General features: G+C 35.9%; 19 protein-coding genes. 14 read left to right on the top strand and 5 right to left on the bottom strand.

Translation table 11 applies throughout. The features are described 5' to 3' along the window. Window positions 1–57 precede the first annotated feature (57 nt). Complete coding sequence (locus tag BM305_RS17125; RefSeq protein WP_092563728.1) at window positions 58–1560, top strand: alpha-N-arabinofuranosidase; 1503 nt, start codon at window positions 58–60, stop codon at window positions 1558–1560. Window positions 1561–1571: 11 nt separating this feature from the next. Then, entirely contained in the window at window positions 1572–1832 is a 261-nt protein-coding gene (locus tag BM305_RS17120; protein ID WP_092563725.1) for a DUF6171 family protein, read from the top strand. Between the two features lie 74 nt (window positions 1833–1906). Here the strand turns inward: BM305_RS17120 and BM305_RS17115 are convergent, their stop codons facing one another. Together BM305_RS17115 and BM305_RS17110 are read right to left on the bottom strand one after the other, a co-directional pair. Beyond that, window positions 1907–2461 (bottom strand): chromate transporter, encoded by a 555-nt coding sequence (locus tag BM305_RS17115; RefSeq protein ID WP_092563722.1) that lies wholly within the window; start codon window positions 2459–2461, stop codon window positions 1907–1909. Continuing rightward, window positions 2458–3024, bottom strand: a complete 567-nt coding sequence (locus BM305_RS17110; RefSeq protein WP_092563719.1) for a chromate transporter — start codon at window positions 3022–3024, stop codon at window positions 2458–2460. Before BM305_RS17110 ends, BM305_RS17115 begins: the two co-directional genes overlap by 4 nt. 202 nt (window positions 3025–3226) lie before the next feature. Here BM305_RS17110 and fucO point away from each other — a divergent pair, with 202 nt between their 5' ends. From fucO to BM305_RS17090, 4 genes are read left to right on the top strand one after another with little or no spacing between them, the layout of a single operon-like run. After that, on the top strand, window positions 3227–4375 hold the full coding sequence (fucO, locus tag BM305_RS17105; RefSeq protein WP_092563716.1) for a lactaldehyde reductase: 1149 nt from the start codon (window positions 3227–3229) through the stop codon (window positions 4373–4375). A 47-nt stretch (window positions 4376–4422) separates the two neighbouring features. After that, window positions 4423–4977: a GNAT family N-acetyltransferase gene (locus BM305_RS17100; RefSeq protein ID WP_092563713.1), complete on the top strand. Its 555-nt coding sequence runs from the start codon at window positions 4423–4425 to the stop codon at window positions 4975–4977. Beyond that, window positions 4974–5444 (top strand): LURP-one-related/scramblase family protein, encoded by a 471-nt coding sequence (locus BM305_RS17095; RefSeq protein ID WP_092563710.1) that lies wholly within the window; start codon window positions 4974–4976, stop codon window positions 5442–5444. Before BM305_RS17100 ends, BM305_RS17095 begins: the two co-directional genes overlap by 4 nt. A 13-nt stretch (window positions 5445–5457) precedes the next feature. Continuing rightward, window positions 5458–5862: a secondary thiamine-phosphate synthase enzyme YjbQ gene (locus BM305_RS17090; RefSeq protein WP_092563707.1), complete on the top strand. Its 405-nt coding sequence runs from the start codon at window positions 5458–5460 to the stop codon at window positions 5860–5862. A gap of 336 nt (window positions 5863–6198) precedes the next feature. Here the strand turns inward: BM305_RS17090 and BM305_RS17085 are convergent, their stop codons facing one another. Beyond that, complete coding sequence (locus BM305_RS17085) at window positions 6199–7344, bottom strand: PucR family transcriptional regulator (RefSeq protein WP_092563703.1); 1146 nt, start codon at window positions 7342–7344, stop codon at window positions 6199–6201. A gap of 208 nt (window positions 7345–7552) precedes the next feature. Between BM305_RS17085 and gabT the strand changes: the two genes are divergently transcribed. The 7 genes from gabT (at window position 7553) to BM305_RS17050 (ending at window position 16480) form a co-directional block, all read left to right on the top strand. Next, complete coding sequence (gene gabT, locus BM305_RS17080; protein WP_092563700.1) at window positions 7553–8905, top strand: 4-aminobutyrate--2-oxoglutarate transaminase; 1353 nt, start codon at window positions 7553–7555, stop codon at window positions 8903–8905. 23 nt (window positions 8906–8928) lie between these two features. Beyond that, the gene (locus BM305_RS17075; RefSeq protein ID WP_092563697.1) at window positions 8929–10041 is read left to right on the top strand and encodes a 4-hydroxybutyrate dehydrogenase; all 1113 of its coding nucleotides are present in this window, start codon (window positions 8929–8931) and stop codon (window positions 10039–10041) included. A 128-nt stretch (window positions 10042–10169) separates the two neighbouring features. Then, entirely contained in the window at window positions 10170–11621 is a 1452-nt protein-coding gene (locus tag BM305_RS17070) for an APC family permease (RefSeq protein WP_092563694.1), read from the top strand. 42 nt (window positions 11622–11663) lie between these two features. Further along, window positions 11664–12920: a Glu/Leu/Phe/Val family dehydrogenase gene (locus tag BM305_RS17065; protein WP_092563691.1), complete on the top strand. Its 1257-nt coding sequence runs from the start codon at window positions 11664–11666 to the stop codon at window positions 12918–12920. A 37-nt stretch (window positions 12921–12957) separates the two neighbouring features. Beyond that, the gene (gene gltX / locus BM305_RS17060; protein WP_092563688.1) at window positions 12958–14625 is read left to right on the top strand and encodes a glutamate--tRNA ligase; all 1668 of its coding nucleotides are present in this window, start codon (window positions 12958–12960) and stop codon (window positions 14623–14625) included. A gap of 81 nt (window positions 14626–14706) precedes the next feature. Continuing rightward, on the top strand, window positions 14707–15669 hold the full coding sequence (locus BM305_RS17055; RefSeq protein ID WP_330393529.1) for a helix-turn-helix transcriptional regulator: 963 nt from the start codon (window positions 14707–14709) through the stop codon (window positions 15667–15669). Window positions 15670–15733: 64 nt separating this feature from the next. Beyond that, entirely contained in the window at window positions 15734–16480 is a 747-nt protein-coding gene (locus BM305_RS17050; protein ID WP_092563682.1) for a GNAT family N-acetyltransferase, read from the top strand. On the opposite strand, the gene BM305_RS17045 is transcribed toward BM305_RS17050, so the two are convergent. Together BM305_RS17045 and BM305_RS17040 are read right to left on the bottom strand one after the other, a co-directional pair. Continuing rightward, complete coding sequence (locus BM305_RS17045; protein ID WP_092563679.1) at window positions 16469–17626, bottom strand: SGNH/GDSL hydrolase family protein; 1158 nt, start codon at window positions 17624–17626, stop codon at window positions 16469–16471. The two genes, BM305_RS17050 and BM305_RS17045, sit on opposite strands and share 12 nt — an antisense overlap. A gap of 20 nt (window positions 17627–17646) precedes the next feature. Continuing rightward, window positions 17647–18612: a LysR family transcriptional regulator gene (locus BM305_RS17040; RefSeq protein ID WP_092563676.1), complete on the bottom strand. Its 966-nt coding sequence runs from the start codon at window positions 18610–18612 to the stop codon at window positions 17647–17649. A 187-nt stretch (window positions 18613–18799) separates the two neighbouring features. On the opposite strand from BM305_RS17040, the gene BM305_RS19785 reads away from it, so the two are divergent. Continuing rightward, on the top strand, window positions 18800–20322 hold a 1523-nt coding region (locus BM305_RS19785), incomplete at its 3' end, for a cellulose binding domain-containing protein (protein ID WP_177214785.1).

Genomic DNA, 20322 nt, shown 5'->3' with positions numbered 1-20322 from the left:
ATTCATGATGGGCACTTCAAAATATTTAAAAGAAAGTGGAAAGGTTAAGGTATCAATATGGCAAAATTAGTGATTCACCCAGGGAGAAAAAAGGGTAAAATTGAAAAAGAAATATACGGACATTTTTCAGAGCATTTAGGAAGATGCATTTACGAAGGTTTATATGTAGGAGAAAATAGTGAGATTCCCAATACAAACGGAATGAGAACGGATGTTGTGGAAGCACTAAAAGAAATGAAAATTCCAGTCCTTCGCTGGCCAGGTGGCTGCTTTGCTGATGAATATCACTGGATGGATGGAATTGGTCCTAAGGAAACAAGAAAGAAAATGATAAATACACATTGGGGCGGTGTGGTAGAGGATAACAGCTTTGGAACACATGAATTTATGGAACTTTGCCGTCAATTAGGGTGTGAGGTTTATATTAATGGAAATCTGGGCAGCGGTACAGTAAGAGAAATGTCTGAATGGGTGGAGTATTTAACATTTGAAGGTGTTTCCCCAATGGCTGAACTTCGTAAAGCAAATGGGCATGAGGAAGCTTGGGATGTTGAGTTTTTTGGAGTTGGAAATGAAAACTGGGGCTGTGGTGGAAATATGAATCCAGAGCATTATGCAAATGAATATAGACGTTATCAGACCTATGTAAGAGATTATAAGCATGGTAAGCGAATTAAAAAAATTGCCTGCGGTGCAAATGTGGATGATTATGAATGGACAGAAGGTGTAATGAAAACGTGCTTTAAACATTCTTTGCCTTTCCAACATGGTTTTATGGATGGGTTGTCACTTCATTATTACACACATCCAGAAGGATGGGAAATTAAGGGGAGTGCAACTGATTTTGATGAAAAAGTCTGGTACAAGACTCTGAAAAAAACACTGTATATGGAAACATTGATTAAACGTCATGGAGCAATCATGGACAAGTACGATCCAGATAAAAATATTGGTATGATTATTGATGAATGGGGGACATGGTTTACATGTGAACCAGGAACGAATCCAGGATTTTTATATCAGCAGAATACAATGCGTGATGCATTGGTAGCTGGGATTAATCTGAATTTATTCAATAAGAATTGTGACCGAGTAAAAATGGCTAATATTGCTCAATTAGTAAATGTTCTTCAGTCTGTTATTTTGACAGAGGGAGAAAAGATGATTAAAACACCAACTTATCATGTATTTAATATGTATAAATATCATCAGGGCAGTACCTTACTGGATAGCTCAATTGAGACAAAAGAAGTTGGTTTAGAAAAAGAATGGATGGTTCCAAATTTAAGCGAATCTGTATCAGTAGATGAGGAGGGAACGATTCATATAACCGTTGCCAATCTTTCTGTGGAGGAAGCCTTTACCATTGACACGACTATTATAGATAAGAAAGTAGAATCTGTAACAGGTGAAATTCTGGTAAATGAGATGCGGGCTAAAAATACTTTTGAGGAACCAGAGGCTGTTCATACAGTAGAATTTAATAAAATTGAACTGACAGATCAGGGAATTAAATTTGAAATACCAGCTTGTAGTGTGATTCATATTGCAATTCAATAAGGAGCCATTTCATGGAATACAAACAGCGGGTATGTAAAAAATGTCTCATTCGTGACATGTCAGAAGAGGAATATTTTTCTAATATGTATACGTATCTTGCAAACTTAGATGAGGAAATCAAAGCGAATCAGGAAATTTATGAAGAAAGACTGAACATATGCAAAGACTGTGATAATCTTATAAATGGACTGTGCAAAATTTGTGGCTGTTTTGTTGAGATGCGGGCTGCCATTTTAAAAAATTATTGCCCCACAGCTCCAGCTAAGTGGTGAGAAAATAGTATAGAATCAGAAGGAATAGAAATGCTTTCTTGTGTTTCCTTCTGGTTCTATTATTTTTTTGTGATTTATAGAAAATGAAACTGTTCCCCTATGAAACCTATACTAATACCAGCTATTGCACACAAAACGATAATTGCAATTGGATGCAGTTTTTTCTTTAAAAGGAAAAAGGAAAGCAAGAAAAGTAAGCCACAGCATAATGATAAATAGAAATCTTGCTTTACCACTGTTTCGCCAACGGACAGGAAGGCGGTTCCAATCATTGCAATAACGGCTGGGTGAAGACCAGACATAGCGCCTTTTACATAGATGCTGTTCTGAAATTTTGAATAACCTTTTTGAATCAGAGCAATAATGAGAAAGGAAGGAAGAATAACTCCTAAGGTGGCAAAGATGGCGCCTGGGAATCCACCTGTAGAACTTCCAATATAGGTTGCAATATTAACGGCAAAGGAGCCAGGGGTACTTTCACTAACAGCAATAAAATTAATTATTTCTTCAGAGGACATCCAGTTTCTTGCTAAAACTTCTGACTGAATTAGAGGTATCATAGCATAGCCGCCGCCAAAAGAAAATAGTCCAATTTTGAAGAATACCAGGAATATGTCAAGATATTTCATTGGCCGGTGCCTCCTTTTATACATTTATTACGAAGCAGCAAGGTATGAATGGTACCAGCTAAACCGCAGCTGATAATAATATAAATTGCACTAAGAGCTGGAAAAATGATTTTTGCAAAGAAGGCGGCTGCAATTACAAAATAGCTGAAGGTTGTTTTTGGACAGGACTGGTACATGGAAATAAGTGCCTTCAATATAAGGGCAAGGATGCCGGCACGAATGCCAATAAAAGCATATTGAACGGTTTTCAATGATTCAGATGTTCGTAATATAGATGACAGTACCAAAATAATAATAAAAGAAGGCAGGGCAACGCTGAGAGTTGCCAGAATTCCTCCTGGAAGACCTCCACACTGAAAGCCGATAAAGGTTGCCAGATTGACTGCAATCGGCCCTGGTGTTGATTCTGAAATAGCAATCATGTCAAGTAAGTCGTCCCTTTTTATCCAGTTATTTTTTTCTACAATTTCTTTTTCTATCAGTGGAATCATGGCATAGCCTCCACCAAAGGAAAATAGTCCGATTTTGATAAAGGTCAGGCATAGCTGAAAATATTTTTTCATTCGTTTCTCCTCCATATAACACTTTCTGTAAAGTAGTATATGGGTAGTATATACAAAAGTAAAATAATATAATGCTATAGAATACATAAGGATTTACCTATGAAAAAAACGGACTAAATGGAAAAAATAGCTACTGAAAAAGAAGCAGGTATGTTAAAATATAAGAAGAGTTTATATTAAAAAAGTAAAGGAGAACAATATTATGGCTAACAGATTTATATTAAATGAAACGTCTTATCATGGAGCAGGTGCAATTAGCAGTATTGCAGATGAAATCAAGATGAGAGGAGGAAAAAAAGCCTTTGTTTGCTCTGATCCGGATTTAATAAAGTTTGGAGTTACAAAGAAAGTATTAGATGTGCTTGATAACAACCAGCTTTCCTATGAGGTATACTCAAATATAAAACCGAACCCAACGATCGAAAATGTACAGTCTGGCGTTGAGGCATTTAAAAAGTCTGGTGCCGACTATATTGTAGCAATTGGCGGTGGATCTTCGATGGATACAGCCAAGGCAATTGGCATTATTATAATGAATCCGGAATTTGAAGATGTCAGAAGCTTAGAGGGAGTAGCTGATACAAAAAATAAATCGATTCCAATTATTGCTGTGCCAACAACAGCAGGAACGGCAGCTGAAGTAACAATTAATTATGTGATTACAGATGTAGAAAAAAATCGCAAAATGGTTTGTGTTGATCCACATGACATACCAGTTGTAGCTGTTATTGATCCTGATATGATGGAATCCATGCCAAAGGGATTAACGGCAGCAACAGGAATGGATGCACTTACTCATGCAATTGAAGGATATATAACAGGAGCTGCATGGGAATTATCGGACATGTTTCATTTGAAAGCAATTGAAATTATTTCACGTTCCCTGAGAGGTGCTGTCGCGAATACACCAGAGGGAAGAGAAGGTATGGCACTGGGGCAATATATTGCTGGTATGGGATTTTCTAATGTGGGACTTGGAATTGTCCATTCTATGGCGCATCCACTGGGGGCACTGTATGACACGCCTCACGGTGTGGCAAATGCCATTATTCTTCCAACGGTAATGGAATATAATGCAGAAGCTACTGGTGAAAAGTACAGAGAGATTGCCAGGGCTATGGGGGTTCAAAATGTAGAGTCCATGACAATGGAGGAGTATAGAAAAGCAGCAGTTGATGCTGTGAAGCAATTATCACAGGATGTCGGAATACCAGCAGACTTAAAGGAAATTGTTAAAAGAGAGGACATTCCATTTTTGGCACAGTCTGCTTACGATGATGCCTGCCGCCCTGGAAATCCAAGAGAGACAAGCGTGGAAGAGATAACAGCATTGTATGAGTCCTTGCTTTAAGAAATAAGAGAAAGGGGAAGAATCTGCATACTTTGATTGGTTCAAGGATGAAGAATTTTTCTCCTTTTTTGCAGATAAGAGACTGGGGGAATTGCAGTATGATTATAGATATCAGACAGGCAGAGGAAAAGGATTGTGACAGTGTTTTGAGAATTGCCGGAGAGGTTCAGGAGTATCACAGACAGTACAGGCCTGAGACATTTGCCAGGGTGCAGCCATATTCAAAAGAATTTTATAAACTTATGTTAAGTGAAGAAAATACGTATGTTTTTGTTGCAAGAGATGAATTGGATCAGGTACATGGATACAGTATTGTTACTGTGAATAATTATACAAACTTGATTATGTTAAAGAAAAGGCACATTCTAATGGTTGATGATTTTTGTGTGGAGACAGCTTATAAGCGGCAGGGAATTGGCAAAAAGCTGTTTCGGTTTATAATAGATTTTTCAAAAGAACAAAAGGCAGACGCAATTGAATTAAATGTCTGGCATTTCAACAAAGAAGCAATTGCATTTTATCAGAAGATGGGCATGAAAGAAAAAAGCCATGAGTTTGAGCTTTTTTTAGCAAAAGATGAAGAAGGGGAGAAGGAAAAATGAGATTATTAATTAAACAGAGAGTGTTTTCGTGGTCAGATACCTATGATGTTTATGACGAAAATGAAAATGTAAAGTACTTTGTAAAAGCTCAATTATTTTCGTTGAGACATCAGATTCATATATACGATAGTTTTTCCAATGAAGTGGGAGTAATCCGTCAGAGATTAATGTCATTTCTTCCAGCGTTTGAGATAGAACTGGGTGGCAGAACAGCAGGAGTAATTCAAAAGAAATTTACACTTTTTCAGCCTAGGTATGAAATTGATTATAATGGATGGAGAGTAGAAGGAGATTTTTTGGGTTGGAATTATGAGGTGCTGAGTGGGTGCTCTGCGCGAATGCACATTACAAAAGAACCTTTTCACTGGGGAGATACGTATGTGATTAATTTTCAAAATCCAGAAGATGAATTAATGGGATTATTGCTTGTCATAGCCATTGATGCGGCGAACAGGTCAAAGAATTAGAGGAGGCAGAGGAATGAGCAGGGTATATACATTATCGGTTAAAACAATGCAGCATACGCAGATGATTGATATTACAAATCAAGTGAATGAAATAGTTCAAGGGAGTAACGTTGAGAGTGGTTTGTGTGTGTTGTTTGTTCCACATACAACAGCTGCTATTACAATTAATGAAAATGCTGATCCTGATGTGGTAAAGGATTTCACAAAGGAAATTAATAAAATAGTTCCGTGGGAGGATGGATATACCCATATGGAAGGAAATTCAGCCGCCCATCTGAAAGCAAGTATGATGGGTTTTTCTGAAACTATTTTAATAGATAAGGGGAAGTTGCTTTTGGGAACCTGGCAGGGAATTTATTTTCTGGAATATGATGGCGCAAGAAGTAGAAAAGTCCATATAAAGATTATAGAAGGATAGTCTGTAGATGTGATAAAACTGCACAAAAAATGCATGTCTCTTCTGTTACAAAGTAACTTGTATGGTGAATTGGCGATATCGCTGAATATGAATAAAAATGAAGTAAAGAAATTTATTATTTCCAGGCTGAAATGCGTAAATCCAGATTAAGGATTTACGCATTTTTTGCGTTAAAATGAAAGACTTTATATTAGGAGATAATTATGAAAGAAGTTTCAATGAACAAAATGGGAGTGGCACCTATTAAAAAATTAATGTAAGATCTTTAATTGTGTCTTCATTCCGATTAATCATTGCAGTTTAATTGTAACATACACCGTGTACCCCCAAAAATAGTTATAAATCTTTTTTTAAGTTTAAATAATCTTTTATATAAAATGCAAGAAATAATTGAAAGAGATTTTCGATTGAACTTAAATCAATTTCTAAAATGGATTTAATTTTTTGAATGCGGTAATTAATAGTATTCCTATGCGTTGCAGAACATTGAGCGGTCTTCTGGATGCTTCCGTTGTTGGTAATATAATATCGAAGCGTTTCCATATATTCACTATGGTTTTTTTTATCATATTCTTCAAGCTTTCCAAGCTGCTGTTTATACATGCTTTCTAATAATTGTATATTAGTAAATTGAGAAAAAATTTGAAAAATTCCTAGTTGGTTAAATGTTGAATATGATTTTTGATAGAACAGAGCATAATGTAAAGCAAAATCAGCCTGCCGATAGCTTGTATGGAGGGAAGTTAAGGATGTAACTTCATTTCCAATGCCAATAGTAGTAGTGGATTGAATTCTTTTTTGTAAAAGAATAAAAAAGTCAGAAATTATTTTTTGGAGGAGAATGTTGTCGATAGTTTGGAATACAATAATACAATTGGTTTCATATGGAAAGACAAAAAACGACTTGACATAACTAGTTAAAAAACTTCTAATCCGGGTAATATTAAATAATCCATAAATAATAACAATCCGGTAGGTACCGTTTAGTTCAAAACCATTTTGAATCAAAGCTGGAATATAATGGTTCTTATCGTCAGGTGAGGAAATAGCACTTTGAAAAGCCAGTGTAACAATGTCATTTTTTTGCAGCTGTCTGGATATCTGTAAGCAGTAATCCTGCATAACATCTGATATGTGTATTTCCCAAGGCATCAAAAATAGAGGAATTTTTTTATTATCACAATACAGTAGAATAGATTGAGAAATATCTGGTTTATGGATGTATTTGCCGATATTTAAAATTATGCCGCTGCAATTATGAGAATGCATTGTTTTTATAAAATGAAACAGAGTCTCTTCATTTTTTAGCAACATTCCTGTAGTGATTATCAGTTCATTTCCTCGTAAAAAATCAGTATTATTAATATCTTCCGTAATATAAATCCAGGATACATAATTATTTATCCCAGCAGATCCAGCTATTAAAGTCAGCTGATATTGTTCTCTTGACTTTTTCAATATCTCCTTCAGTATCAATGCCATACTTTTTCCTCCAGATAAATTTATATCTTATTATATAAAAAAAAGATATGTGCGTCCAGCACAAATTTTAATAGTAAAGTTTAGGTTCTGGTATCATTGTATTCATTATTTTTGTATGTTACTCTATTACTATCAAGTGGGACAATGAAGTTCATGTATAGACACGAACTTCCGTTGTCCCTTTACTTTTATTAAGGAGGAGAAGATGATGTTAAAGGATTCATTACCAAAAATTGTTACAGAAGAATTACCAGGACCAAAAGCGAAAGAAGTATTGGAAAGAAGAAAGAATGTTGTACCAGATGCTGTTCGTTGCATTTATCCTTGTGTGATGGAAAAAGCGGAAGGGGCTATGATAGAAGATGTGGATGGGAACATTTTTCTGGACTGGATTGGTGGAGTAGGTGTTCTTAATGTAGGACATACCCATCCAGATTTAGTAAGCGCAGTACAAGAGCAGGCAACAAAGTATTTTCATGGAATGTTTAATGTAGTTACCCATGAAAGATACATTGAGTTAGCAGAAAAATTAGCTGCGGTAGCGCCAGTTAACGGAGATGCAAAAAAAGTAATGTTCGCAAACAGTGGTGCCGAAGCAGATGAAAATGCCGTGAAAATTGCAAAGGGTTATACAAAACGTCCAAACATTATTGTTTTTACAGGAGGATTTCATGGAAGAACCATGTTAACCATGACCATGACTGCTAAGAAAGCATATGCACATGGAATGGGACCGTTCCCTGATGGAGTATATCGTGCAGAATACCCTTATTTATATAGAAAACCAGAAGGAATGACAGAAGAAGCAGCAATTGATTATTATGTAAACAGCTTGAAAATGGTATTTGAAAATGCTTCACCAGCAGAATATGTAGCAGCCATAGTATTAGAGCCATTACAAGGAGAAGGTGGATTTATCCCAGCTCCAATCGAGTGGATAAAGGCAGTACGTAGCATTTGTGATAAAGAAGGTATTTTAATGGTTGCTGATGAGGTACAGACAGGATTTGCCCGTACTGGAAAATTATTTGCATCTGAATACTGGAAAGAAGCAGGATGTGCACCAGATATCATTGCAACAGCAAAATCAATTGCAGGTGGTGTGCCACTAAGTGCAGTTATTACATCAACAGAAATTATGGATGCCGTACCTAAAGGAACAATTGGTGGAACATATGGTGGAAATGCCCTTGCATGTGCCGCTGGATTAAAAGTTCTGGAAGTAATTGAAAGAGATCACTTAGTAGAGCGTTCTGCTGAAATTGGAAAAAGATGTTTTGAGGTTTTTGGTTCCTGGAAAGAAAAATATGAAGTAGTTGGTGATGTCAGAGGTCTGGGAGCAATGATCGGAATTGAATTTGTTAAGGATAAGACGACAAAAGAGCCAAATGCACAAATTGTAAATGAATTAGTAGCGGCATGTGCACAAAAAGGTCTGTTAATTGAAAATGCAGGAATATATGGAAACGTAATTCGTTTTCTTGCACCACTTGTTATTACAGATGAGCAGCTTGAAGCTGGATTTGAAATATTTGAAAATGCAATCAAGGAAGCAATATAAATTGCTTAAAGGGAGGATTTAGCGTGAAACAATTCAGTGTAGTTCCTACAATAGTTCAATTTGAAGAATGTAAACAGTTTTGTGAAGAATTTCAAATTGGTAAAGGAGATCTGCTTTTTATGAGCAAATCCTCCTATTCATTTTTTGAGCCATATGTAAAAGAAGCGGTTGTTATTTTTAGAGGAAATTATGGCTCAGGTGAACCTTCTGATGAAATGGTTGAAAAAATTTATCAGGATATAAAAGATATTCCATATGAGCGTGTAATTGCAATCGGCGGGGGAAGTGTTTTAGATGTAGCAAAATTATTTGCATTAAAGCAGTTTTCACCAGTTATCGATTTATTTGATAGAAAAATTGAGTTGCAGAAGGAAAAGAAACTGATACTTGTTCCAACTACTTGTGGAACAGGCAGTGAAGTGACTAATATTAGTATTTTGGAACTCAAAGTGAGAAATACTAAGATGGGTCTGGCGGTAGAAGAGTTATTTGCGGATTATGCCGTATTAATTCCAGAGCTGCTCAATGATTTGTCCATGCATTTTTTTGCAACAAGTTCCATTGATGCGCTGATTCATTCTATTGAATCTTATACTTCTCCAAAGGCAAATGAATTCACACAAATGTTTTCACTGAAAGCAATACAGATGATTTTAAGTGGATACAAAGAAATTGCTAAAAATGGAGAGGAAGCAAGAAAACCATTGTTAGGAGATTTCTTAATGGCATCTACTTATGCAGGTATTGCATTTGGGAATGCTGGCTGTGCAGCAGTTCATGCTATGAGTTATCCTCTTGGAGCAGCTTACCATGTTGCTCATGGTGAAGCTAACTATGCCATTTTTACACAGGTATATAAAACATATCAGGAAATGAATCCAAATGGAAGAATTAAAGTATTAAATGAATTTTTAGCTGAAATTTTAGAGTGTGATGCAAATGAAGTTTACGTGGAAATTGAAACGTTATTAAATCAGATTCTTCCTAAAAAGCCACTTCATGAATATGGAGTAACAGAAGAAGATTTAATTACTTTTACGGAAACTGTAATGACGAAACAAACTAGATTAATGAATAATAATTATATTGAATTAAGTGAAGAAAAAGTATTAGGGATATATAAAGCACTATATTAAAACACTATAATAAAACAGAATAGATAAGTTGATTGAAACAAAGGGGTTTCTTTCGCAGTAAAAGTAAGCTGTGGAGAAATCTCTTTTTCAATACTTACATTAAATTACAAAAATTGAGGAGGAATTGTATGTCGAATTCGAAATTTGATAAAGTTCTTGGAACAAAAGACATTCTTGTAATTGCTTTCGGAGCAATGATTGGATGGGGATGGGTAATCAATTCAGGAGACTGGATTACAAGTGCAGGATTTCTGGGAGCTATTATAGCATTTCTTCTAGGTGGCACAATGGTTATTTTTGTTGGTCTTACCTATGCAGAATTAACGGCTGCCATGCCACAATGCGGTGGAGAACATGTTTTTAGCTATAAGGCCATGGGACCCAATGGTTCCTTTGTGTGTACCTGGGCCATTATATTAGGATATGTAGCAACAGCTGCTTTCGAAGCCGCTGCTTTACCAACTGTATTTAAATATATTTTCGGTGACGGATTTATGGTTGGTCATATGTATAATGTTGGCGATACTCCTATTTATGCTTCGTATGTAGCTGTGGGATGTATTGTTTCTGTTATTATTACATTAATAAATATTCGCGGAGCGAAAACAGCAGCAATTCTTCAGACGATTCTTACGTCTATTATAGCAGTTGCTGGTTTGCTATTAATTGCAGCTTCTGTTGTAAGAGGCGACACAGCAAATATTACATCAAATTTGTTTCATGTGAGTAATACTGGAAGTAGCTTAAAAACAGCTTTTGGAGGAATTTTAACTGTTACCTGTATGACGCCATTCCTGTTTATTGGATTTGACGTAATTCCTCAGGCAGCAGAGGAAATCAACATTGCGTATAAGAAAATTGGTAAAATAATGCTCTTTTCAATCGGACTGGCAGTAACCTGGTATTTATTAATTATCTTTGCGGTAGCTTATGTAATGCCAAAAAATGAGATGTTAGATTCATTAAACAATGGCCTTGTTACAGCAGATGCAATGGCATATGCATTTAACAGCAGTGCAATGGCAAATGTTCTGATTATTAGTGGTATATGCGGTATATTAACAAGCTGGAACTCCTTCTTAATAGGTGGAAGCCGTGCCATGTATTCCATTGCAGAATCCAAAATGATGCCTGCTATTTTTGCAAAACTTCACAGTAAATATAAAACGCCAGTTGCGGCAATCGTATTAGTCGGTGTTGCCTGCTTCTTCGCTCCGTTTTTCGGAAAACCAGTATTAATCTGGTTAGTAGATGCAGCCAGCTTTGGATGCTGTATCGCCTACTTAATGGTATCTATTTCCTTTGTTATTTTAAGAAAAAAGGCACCTGAAATGGAACGGCCATACAAAGTAAAGCATGGTAAATTTGTTGGGTGTGTTGCTATTATTTTGTCAGGTATCTTATCTCTTTTATACATCATTCCAGTTCCTTTTGCAGCCAGTGCTTTAATTTGGCAGGAATGGGTGGTAGTAGGTGTATGGATTTTACTTGGATTTTTCTTTTTCCTCTATTCCAAAAAGAAATATGGAAATGAGTTTGGAATTCATGTAGATGTAAGCTTGGATGAGAATTTAAAATAGTATTTACAGACATAAGACAGAAAGAAAGGGCTGGATGGATAAATGGAAAAAAGATATGATCCGTATGAAAATGTAATTTCTGTTATGGATAAGGCGATGGAGATAGGCAGAATTGATAAATATATGTTCGAAATATTAAAAAACCCGCAAAGAGAAACAAAGGTATATCTGCCAGTGGAAATGGATGATGGAACGGTAAAAGTTTTTGAGGGATACCGGGTACAGCATTCAAATATCAGAGGACCTTTTAAGGGAGGAATCCGATATCATCAGGAATGTGATTTGAATGAAGTAAAGGCCCTTGCAACCTGGATGTCTTTAAAATGTGCTGTTGTAAATATTCCTTTCGGAGGTGCAAAAGGTGGTATCAAAGTAGATCCAAAGACATTGTCTAAAAGGGAATTGTGCCGGTTAACCCGCAGATATACCTACGCCATTGAGCCTATTATAGGAGCGGATTCAGACATTCCAGCTCCAGATGTCAATACAAATGCACAGACAATGGCATGGGTTTTAGATACCTATAGTATGTTAAAAGGAAAACCATGTCCTGGTGTTGTGACTGGTAAGCCAGTTGAACTTGGTGGTTCAAAAGGAAGAGCATCAGCAACAGGCCGCGGTGTGGTAATCAGCGCCAAGCTTCTGTTGGAACAGGAAAAGAAAGAGTTAAAGGATTGTCGTGTAGCCATTCAGGGAATTGGAAATGTAGGCGGCAATGCGGCAAGAATTTTTTATCACAGAGATGCTAAAATTGTTGCATTAAGTGATGTTTCTGGCGGCATTTTCAGTGAAGATGGATTGAATGCAGATCAGGTTTCTGAATTCGTTGAAAAAGGAGGGCTGTTAGTGGATTATCATGAACCAGGTATAAGACACATTACCAATGAGGAAGTCATTACCTGTGATTGTGACTTGCTGGTTCCAGCCGCACTGGAAAATCAGATAAATGCAGAAACAGCAGAAAAACTTCAATGCCGTTACATTGTAGAAGGAGCTAATGGCCCAACAACAGTGGAAGCCGATAAAATATTAGAGGAAAGAGGAATTACGTTAATCCCTGATATTTTTGCCAATAGTGGAGGTGTAGTAGTTTCCTATTTTGAATGGGTACAGAATCTTCAGGAATTAACATGGGAAAAGTCTCAGGTTAATGATATGCTGGAAAATATCTTGTCTAAAGCTTTTAATGAAATGCTGGAGGAAAGAAAAAACAGTAATTGTTCATATCGTATGGCAGCATATATTATTGCATTACGCAGATTAATCTATGCAGAAGAGATTAAAGGGATTTTTCCTTGATTAAAAGCAGTTTGTTGATAGAAAGATGGTGTATAGGATGGAAAGTGAATACGAAAAACTGGCTTCGCTTTTGTTTCCAGAAATATCAGAGACGATTGAGGACTTAGAAAAGCGTTTTGTAAAACGTAATCTTGATGAAAATGCTATGGTGACCAGGTTTGCACCAAGCCCAACAGGATATATGCATATTGGAGGATTATATGCTGCATTGATTTCAAGTAAATTTTCCAGTCAAACCAATGGAATCTTTTATTTACGGATTGAAGATACCGATAAAAAGAGAGAACTTTTAGATGGCGTTGAGGAAATCATTTCTGCATTGAGAGAGTACGATATACATTTTGCGGAAGGTCCTTTTGAAGGCGGAGAAAAGCTGTATGGTCCTTATAAGCAAAGTGAAAGAAAAGAAATTTACCAGATTTGCGTGAAAGAATTGATAAAAAAAGGGATGGCGTATCCATGCTTTTGTACTACCGAAATGCTGGAGGAAACGAGAAAAATTCAGCAGGAGAGAAAAGAGGATATTGGTTATTACGGAAAATATGCTGTGTGCAGCAGGCTTTCCCTTGAGGAAATCCAGTCTTACATTGAAGAAGGAAAAGAATATGTAATTCGGCTGAAATCACCAGGAAACCCATTGTCCAGAATTAAATATGAAGATGAGGTACGTGGAATAATTGAAATGCCTGAAAATATACAAGATATTGTATTGCTAAAGACAGATGGAATTCCTACTTATCATTTTGCACATGTTGTAGATGATCATTTTATGCGGACTACTTTAATAATCAGAGGGGATGAATGGCTGGCATCCTATCCGCTGCATAAACAGTTGTTTGAAGTATGTGGTTTTCAAGCACCAAATTATCTTCATATTGCACCAATCATGAAAATGGATCAAGGTTCAAAGCGGAAGCTGAGCAAGCGAAAGGATCCAGAAGCAGCAGTAAGCTATTACAAGAAACAAGGGATTCCTAAGGAAGCAGTAAAGGAATACTTAATGACCATTACCAATTCTAATTATGAGGAGTGGCGTGAAAAGAATCCTCAAAAGAATTTACAGGAGTTTCAACTTACTACAGCTAAGATGTCAAACAGTGGGGCATTGTTTGACATGGAAAAGCTGATGAACATAAGCAGAAATATCATTGCTTCAAAAACAGTTGAGGAATGTTACGATGAAATTGTCCAATGGTCACAGCTTTGGGATAATCAGATTTATCAAAAGGCTGTTTTATCAAAAAATAATTTTATAAAAACCATCGAACTTTGGAAATTTTCTGGTGGCAAAGTAAGAAAGGATATTGGAAAATGGTCTGAGTTGTCAGAACAGTATTCGTATCTGTATTGTGATTTCTTAACTAACAATTGTGTTTATGAATTTGATGCAGCGTGGAAAGCAGATGATATACTACAAGTATTAGGAGAATACAAAACAGATTTGTTTTTAGAGGGTACAGCCTCTGAGTGGTTTGCCAAAATAAAAGATAAAGCAGATTTATTAGGGTATTGCACAAAACTAAAAGAATATAAGGAAAATCCCAATTTGTACTGTGGTTCTATTACTGATTTTTGCAATATAATAAGAGTTGCAGTTACAGGAAAAAGGAATTCTCCTGATTTATTTTCAATTTTACAAATTTTAGGTGAAGAAGAAGCCAGAAAAAGGCTTGAAAAAGCTATTTGCTACTTAATAAGTCTTTAATTCTGGTATTTAAAAAGGAATATCCATTTCCATTTAGTTTGAAAGGCAGAAGATTTGCACTTCGGTCAATAGCTAGTGGAAATGGATAATTTTTTATGTCATAATATTGTTATGTATGTGTTGCAAAATTGTATGTGGGGTGATCGAATGCAAATTAACCGAATGTTTGAAATGGTATATATACTTCTTGATAGGAAAATTGTTACAGCACGAGAACTGGCCGAGCGGTTTGAAGTATCACAAAGAACAATATATCGTGATGTTGAGGCTTTGTCAGCAGTTGGAATTCCAATATTTATGACTAAAGGTAAAGGTGGCGGAATATCTATTTTAGATAATTTCGTATTAAATAAAGCAGTACTGACAAAAGAAGAAAGAAATGACATATTATCTGCCATGAAAGCAATTGATGCAATCCGCTTTAATTCATCTAATTCTACACTAAAAAAGTTAAGTAGTCTATTTGGTGAAAAGAACACCGATTGGATCGAGGTTGATTTTTCGTCTTGGTATAATATGAATAAAGAATCTGAAAACTTTCATGCAATTAAGCATTCTATTTTATCTAAAAGAGTAATAAGCTTCATATATTTAAGCAGCAAAGGAGAACAGACTTTACGCGAGGTAGAACCATTAAAGCTTTGTTTTAAAGATATGTCTCGATATTTATATGCCTATTGCACATTAAGGAATGATTTTCGCTTTTTTAAACTGAGCAGAATACAGGAACTTGTTATTACTGAGAAACCGTTTGAGAGAACAGCAGAAAGCCCTCTATTTAGTAAAGAACCTTTTAATAAAGAACCTCTTAGTCTGATAATATTAAGAATTTCTTCTAAAATGGCATATCGGGTTTATGATGAATTTGATAATTATAGCAGAGAACCCGATGGCAATTTTATTGTGCAGATGAATTGTCCCTTAGGAGAATGGATATTTCCTTATATAGCTTCATTTGGAAGCAGCTGCGAAGTAATACAACCACTGGATTTAAGAAATAAAGTGAAAGAAGAACTTCAAAAAACATTAAATAATTATTTATAATATGACATACTAGCGTCTTATTATATGAATTATAATAATGAAAAATGTTGGAGGTAATAATCCTATGAGTGAATCATTTTTAAATATTGCACTGGATAATTTAGACAATGAGCATCTTTGTTGTGCGATAGCGGATAAAAAACATCAATGTGGTGTTGCAGCGAAAAAACAATGGCTGAAAGAACGGATTCCAGAGGGGCATGTGTTTAGAAAGCTTGATCAAAAAGGTAAAGTATTTATTGAATATGCTCCACTTGAAACAGCATGGGTACCTATAGAGGGAGATAACTATATTTATATCTATTGCCTTTGGGTGTCAGGATCTTTTAAAGGAAAAGGATATGCAAAATCACTGCTGTCCTATTGTATTGAGGATGCAAAAGCACAAGGAAAATCAGGTGTTTGTATTTTAAGTTCTAAAAAGAAAAAACCATATTTAAGCGAGAAAAGGTTCATGGAGAAATTTGGATTTCAGGTAGCAGACAATATAGGTGAATACGAGCTTTTATCGATTTCATTTAACGGAAAAGAGCCATCTTTTGCAGAGAATACAAAAATACAAAGTTATAATAGCAACAAGCTTACAATTTATTATGGATTGCAGTGCCCGTATATTCCAAACTGTATAGAACAAATAAGAAACTTCTGCATGGATAATCAGATTCCTGTTGAATTTATCCAGGTGGATAGTCTGGAAAAAGCAAAAGCGGTACCTTGTATTTTTAATAACTGGGCAGTTTTTTATAATGGCAAATTTGAAACAGTACACTTGCTTAATGAAGGATATTTGAAAAAGTTACTATACCACTAGAAAACCTAAAATAGTAAATTTTTTTAGTTGGTTATATTCTGTAAAATGAATATTTATAGTATAACTTTTTGTGGCGCCGTCTATTAACTTATATATTACTGGGTTACCCCAGGAGCAAATGCTGTAACTATTGATGTAATGCTCCTGGTTGTCTGGCAATACCAATATGTGAATCTGCCCCTGCTGATGCATTTGATTTGACTGTTCGTAAATCAAATACAGTTTTTTGCAGTAAATCATTAAGCTAGATGATTCTTCACAGGCAACAGATTCGATACCACAAGGAAAAAGAGGGTGAGTCAGGGCAGGGTGAAAGCTGCTATAAAGAAATCCAGGCATTTTGTCTGCATCATAATATCGAGCAGAGGCAAAAGAATCTCCAAAACAAGGTGGTATTTGTGCAGCTGCTTGTTTCTGTAAAATGTCTGGCTGGCTGCATGGAAGCGTATTTAGGATAGATGCCTGAATTGAACGATAACCTTGCATCAAAATGTAGCGGATACAATCAGATAGAAAAATATGTCCATCTTGATTGGGATGAACCATATCAGTTGAATAATCTTTCCAAGACAGTCCATATTCAGAAAACAAGCTTATTGCGGAAGAAATACTAATATGTGAAATATGGTAGTGTGAGGCAATTTCTTTCATATACGCTTCACAAGTGTAGCCTTCTGCATTGATAGCACTGATTATAATAATGAAGCTGGAGGGATAACTGAAAAGAAGTGTTTGGATAATGCCTTCAAAACATGTGACATATTCCCTTTCAAAACCATTATTAACAGCAAATTCAACGACAGCAATATGGGGGTGAAAGGTATTTTTATTTCTATTTAGTACTGAGAGGCCTAAAATAGCTGAAAAAGAGGAATATCCCAAATTGTATTCTTGTACTATGGGAATATGAAATGTTTTTTTTAAGTTCTCAACTGTTAATGCAGCGTAGCAGGCTGGCAACATTCCTTGTGGTGTATAACCCATTGTAATAGAACCCCCAAGGAATAGAATTTCCAGGGGTTCATCTGGCGTTAAGGAAAAACGTCTGAATAATTTTTGCAGGTCATAATTATTTTCATATACAGTAACAGCCTTTGAAATTAGATTAGTATAATTCATTTCACTTATACTCCAGGATATGTTCATAAGACACCTCTTATCTTTCTTTATTTTTTCCACGTACCACTCACAATTAGTTCTTTTAAGAGCAAGCAATATTCGATAGCTGTTTTTGGTATATTCCGATTCTTTTTTGTTATCAGATAAATAGTTTGCTCATTAAATCGATTCTGAATTTTATAATAGCAGGGATGCTTTTTGAAGTTACCATATTTAATCATTGTATCAGGGAAAAATGAAAAGCCCATGTCTGCAAGAACAAATGCAAATGCGGTATGCATATTACGGACCTGTAGAGAGACATTCGGCTCAATACAAGCTTCCTCAAAGATGTTTTTTGCACAGGAGGCAATACTTTCTGAGCCTTCAAATAGAACGTAAGGCTGTTTCTGAAAGGTTTCCAGTGGACAGCAGGGTGTTTTAAGTAAAGCAAGAGAATTTTTTATGATATCTTCTGCCTGTAACTGATAGCTGCATAATGTTTCTGTTAATGGGTTATCTGGTGACAGGGCAAGATAAATTTGTTCAGTAGCCAGAATTTCCAAGTGAAAATTAACTGGGCTGATTTGACCAGAACAGATGGCAATGTCACATTCACCATTATGAATACTAGCTTGTAATTCATTAAGCGGCTTTTCTACAAGGGATATATGAATTCCAGTATAGCGTTTATGAAATTCATGAATACTTTTTGAAAGTAAGGTAGAACCACACAAGGGGGTAGTTCCAATGCATAAGGAGCCTGTTTGTAAGTTAGTGAGAGAGGTAATTCGTTCTTTCAGGTTGGCATGAATGGAACGGATTTCACATACTGCTTCATATACAGCTTCTCCCTCAGGTGTAAGACGGATTGGTGTGGAAGAGCGATCAAAAAGTTTTGTACCAAACTGTTTCTCCATTTTTTGTATGTATTGGCTAAAAGAAGGCTGTGTAACATAAAGAGACTTAGCAGCTTTGGAAAAACTCTGTTTTTCTACTAAGGCCATAAAATAAGTTATCTGCTGTTCGTTCATACGTAAACTCCTATACTATTTATAAAAATATAACTATTTGAATAATATAGCATTCAAAAGTATAATGTCAATAAGATACGGTTAATGTGGACAATACTATATAAAAATTAGGATGATTATGGGAGACGGCTTACTAATGAATAGCGTAGCTTTTGCTATGACTATATAAAAACAAGGGGGTAACAAAATGAAAAGAAAGGTAGCTTTATTACTGAGTATTCTGTTGATCTTTGTATCAATTGCACCAGTGACAGATGTTTTTGCAGCTAGTGGAATAAAGGTTCAGTGTTACAATGGAAACAGAGATACTTCAACGAGCAGCATAAGTCCAACGTTTCAGCTAGTTAATACGGGGACAACAGAAATTGAACTTTCAAGCGTTAAAATGAGGTATTATTTTACTAACGATGGAACACAGACGGATAATTTTGCTTGTGACTATTCACAGGTCGGAGCATCTAATGTAACTGGAACATTTGGAACAGCTGATAGTGCTGATGCAGACAGATATCTTGAAATTGGATTCAGCAGTAATGCAGGTACATTATCTACAGGACAAAGCATTGTTGTACATACAAGAATATGGAAGTCAGACTGGTCTGCTTTTGCGCAAACCAATGACTATTCTTTCAATGCTTCTGCAACAGCGTTTGTTGACTCAACATCAACGACGGGATACATAAATGATACATTGATATGGGGAGCAGAACCTGGCGCAGCCACTGTAATAACGCCAACCCCAGTAGTGCCAACTGAGACAGCAGCTCCAACACAGACAGTAGTGCCAACTGAGACAGCAGCTCCAACACAGACAGTAGTGCCAACTGAAACTATGGTACCAGCAAAATCATTAGACATAACCTTCTATAATGGAAATACAGTAGATACAACAAATTATCTTGCATTAAATTTTAAGATTGCTAATGCAGGAACAACAGCAATCAGTCTTTCTGATGCTAAAATGAGATATTATTTTACCAATGATGGAACACAAGTGGATAATTTTGCATGTGATTATTCATCTATTGGCTCCACTAATGTAACAGGAACATTTGGTACATTAAGTGAGACGAATGCAGATAAATATCTGGAAGTTGGTTTCACCAGTGGTGCTGGAACATTAGCAGCAGGAGAAAGTGCCGTGATATATGTTAGAGTGTGGAAATCTGACTGGAGTAGTTTTTCACAAGCTAATGATTATTCTTTCAATGCTTCCGCGGCTTCATTTGCTCATACGACAACGATTACAGGCTATGTTAAAAATGAATTGGTTTTTGGTGCAGAACCTGGTATCGTAGTAACACCAACCCCAGTAGTAACCCCAACTCCAGTGGTAACACCAACCCCAGTAGTAACCCCAACTCCAACTGCAACGTCGTTAATTCCAGAGATAACTATTGAGAAGTATAGTATTCCAGAGAATGATGCAATGCAGTTTGTAGAAAACTTAAAAATCGGCTGGAATTTAGGAAATACCTTTGATGCACATAGCTGTACATGGTTAACAGATGAACTTGCGTATGAATCTGCATGGTGTGGTGCATATACATCCAAAAATCTGATTGATACATTAAAGGCAGAAGGATTTAACACAGTACGTATTCCAGTTTCGTGGCATGATCACGTAAGTGGAGATGATTTTCAAATCAGTGCAGCATGGTTAAATCGTGTGCAGGAAGTAGTGGACTACTGTATTGATAATAACATGTA

The sequence above is a fragment of the Anaeromicropila populeti genome (assembly GCF_900112775.1).
GTDB classification, from domain to species: Bacteria; Bacillota; Clostridia; order Lachnospirales; family Lachnospiraceae; genus Anaeromicropila_A; species Anaeromicropila_A populeti.
Note: the sequence above shows the minus strand (reverse complement) of the source record. Positions and strands in the feature narration are given on the sequence as shown.

Coding starts and splice junctions, on each gene's coding strand:
- BM305_RS17115 (WP_092563722.1), bottom strand. CDS start 2,461: ATGAAATATCTTGACATATTCCTGGTATTCTTCAAAATTGGACTATTT.
- BM305_RS17040 (WP_092563676.1), bottom strand. CDS start 18,612: ATGAACGAACAGCAGATAACTTATTTTATGGCCTTAGTAGAAAAACAG.
- BM305_RS17045 (WP_092563679.1), bottom strand. CDS start 17,626: ATGAACATATCCTGGAGTATAAGTGAAATGAATTATACTAATCTAATT.
- BM305_RS17055 (WP_330393529.1), top strand. CDS start 14,707: ATGGATAATTTTTTATGTCATAATATTGTTATGTATGTGTTGCAAAAT.
- gltX (WP_092563688.1), top strand. CDS start 12,958: ATGGAAAGTGAATACGAAAAACTGGCTTCGCTTTTGTTTCCAGAAATA.
- BM305_RS17065 (WP_092563691.1), top strand. CDS start 11,664: ATGGAAAAAAGATATGATCCGTATGAAAATGTAATTTCTGTTATGGAT.
- BM305_RS17110 (WP_092563719.1), bottom strand. CDS start 3,024: ATGAAAAAATATTTTCAGCTATGCCTGACCTTTATCAAAATCGGACTA.
- BM305_RS17125 (WP_092563728.1), top strand. CDS start 58: ATGGCAAAATTAGTGATTCACCCAGGGAGAAAAAAGGGTAAAATTGAA.
- BM305_RS17095 (WP_092563710.1), top strand. CDS start 4,974: ATGAGATTATTAATTAAACAGAGAGTGTTTTCGTGGTCAGATACCTAT.
- fucO (WP_092563716.1), top strand. CDS start 3,227: ATGGCTAACAGATTTATATTAAATGAAACGTCTTATCATGGAGCAGGT.
- BM305_RS17070 (WP_092563694.1), top strand. CDS start 10,170: ATGTCGAATTCGAAATTTGATAAAGTTCTTGGAACAAAAGACATTCTT.
- BM305_RS17085 (WP_092563703.1), bottom strand. CDS start 7,344: ATGGCATTGATACTGAAGGAGATATTGAAAAAGTCAAGAGAACAATAT.
- BM305_RS17090 (WP_092563707.1), top strand. CDS start 5,458: ATGAGCAGGGTATATACATTATCGGTTAAAACAATGCAGCATACGCAG.
- BM305_RS17120 (WP_092563725.1), top strand. CDS start 1,572: ATGGAATACAAACAGCGGGTATGTAAAAAATGTCTCATTCGTGACATG.
- BM305_RS17050 (WP_092563682.1), top strand. CDS start 15,734: ATGAGTGAATCATTTTTAAATATTGCACTGGATAATTTAGACAATGAG.
- BM305_RS17100 (WP_092563713.1), top strand. CDS start 4,423: ATGAAGAATTTTTCTCCTTTTTTGCAGATAAGAGACTGGGGGAATTGC.
- gabT (WP_092563700.1), top strand. CDS start 7,553: ATGTTAAAGGATTCATTACCAAAAATTGTTACAGAAGAATTACCAGGA.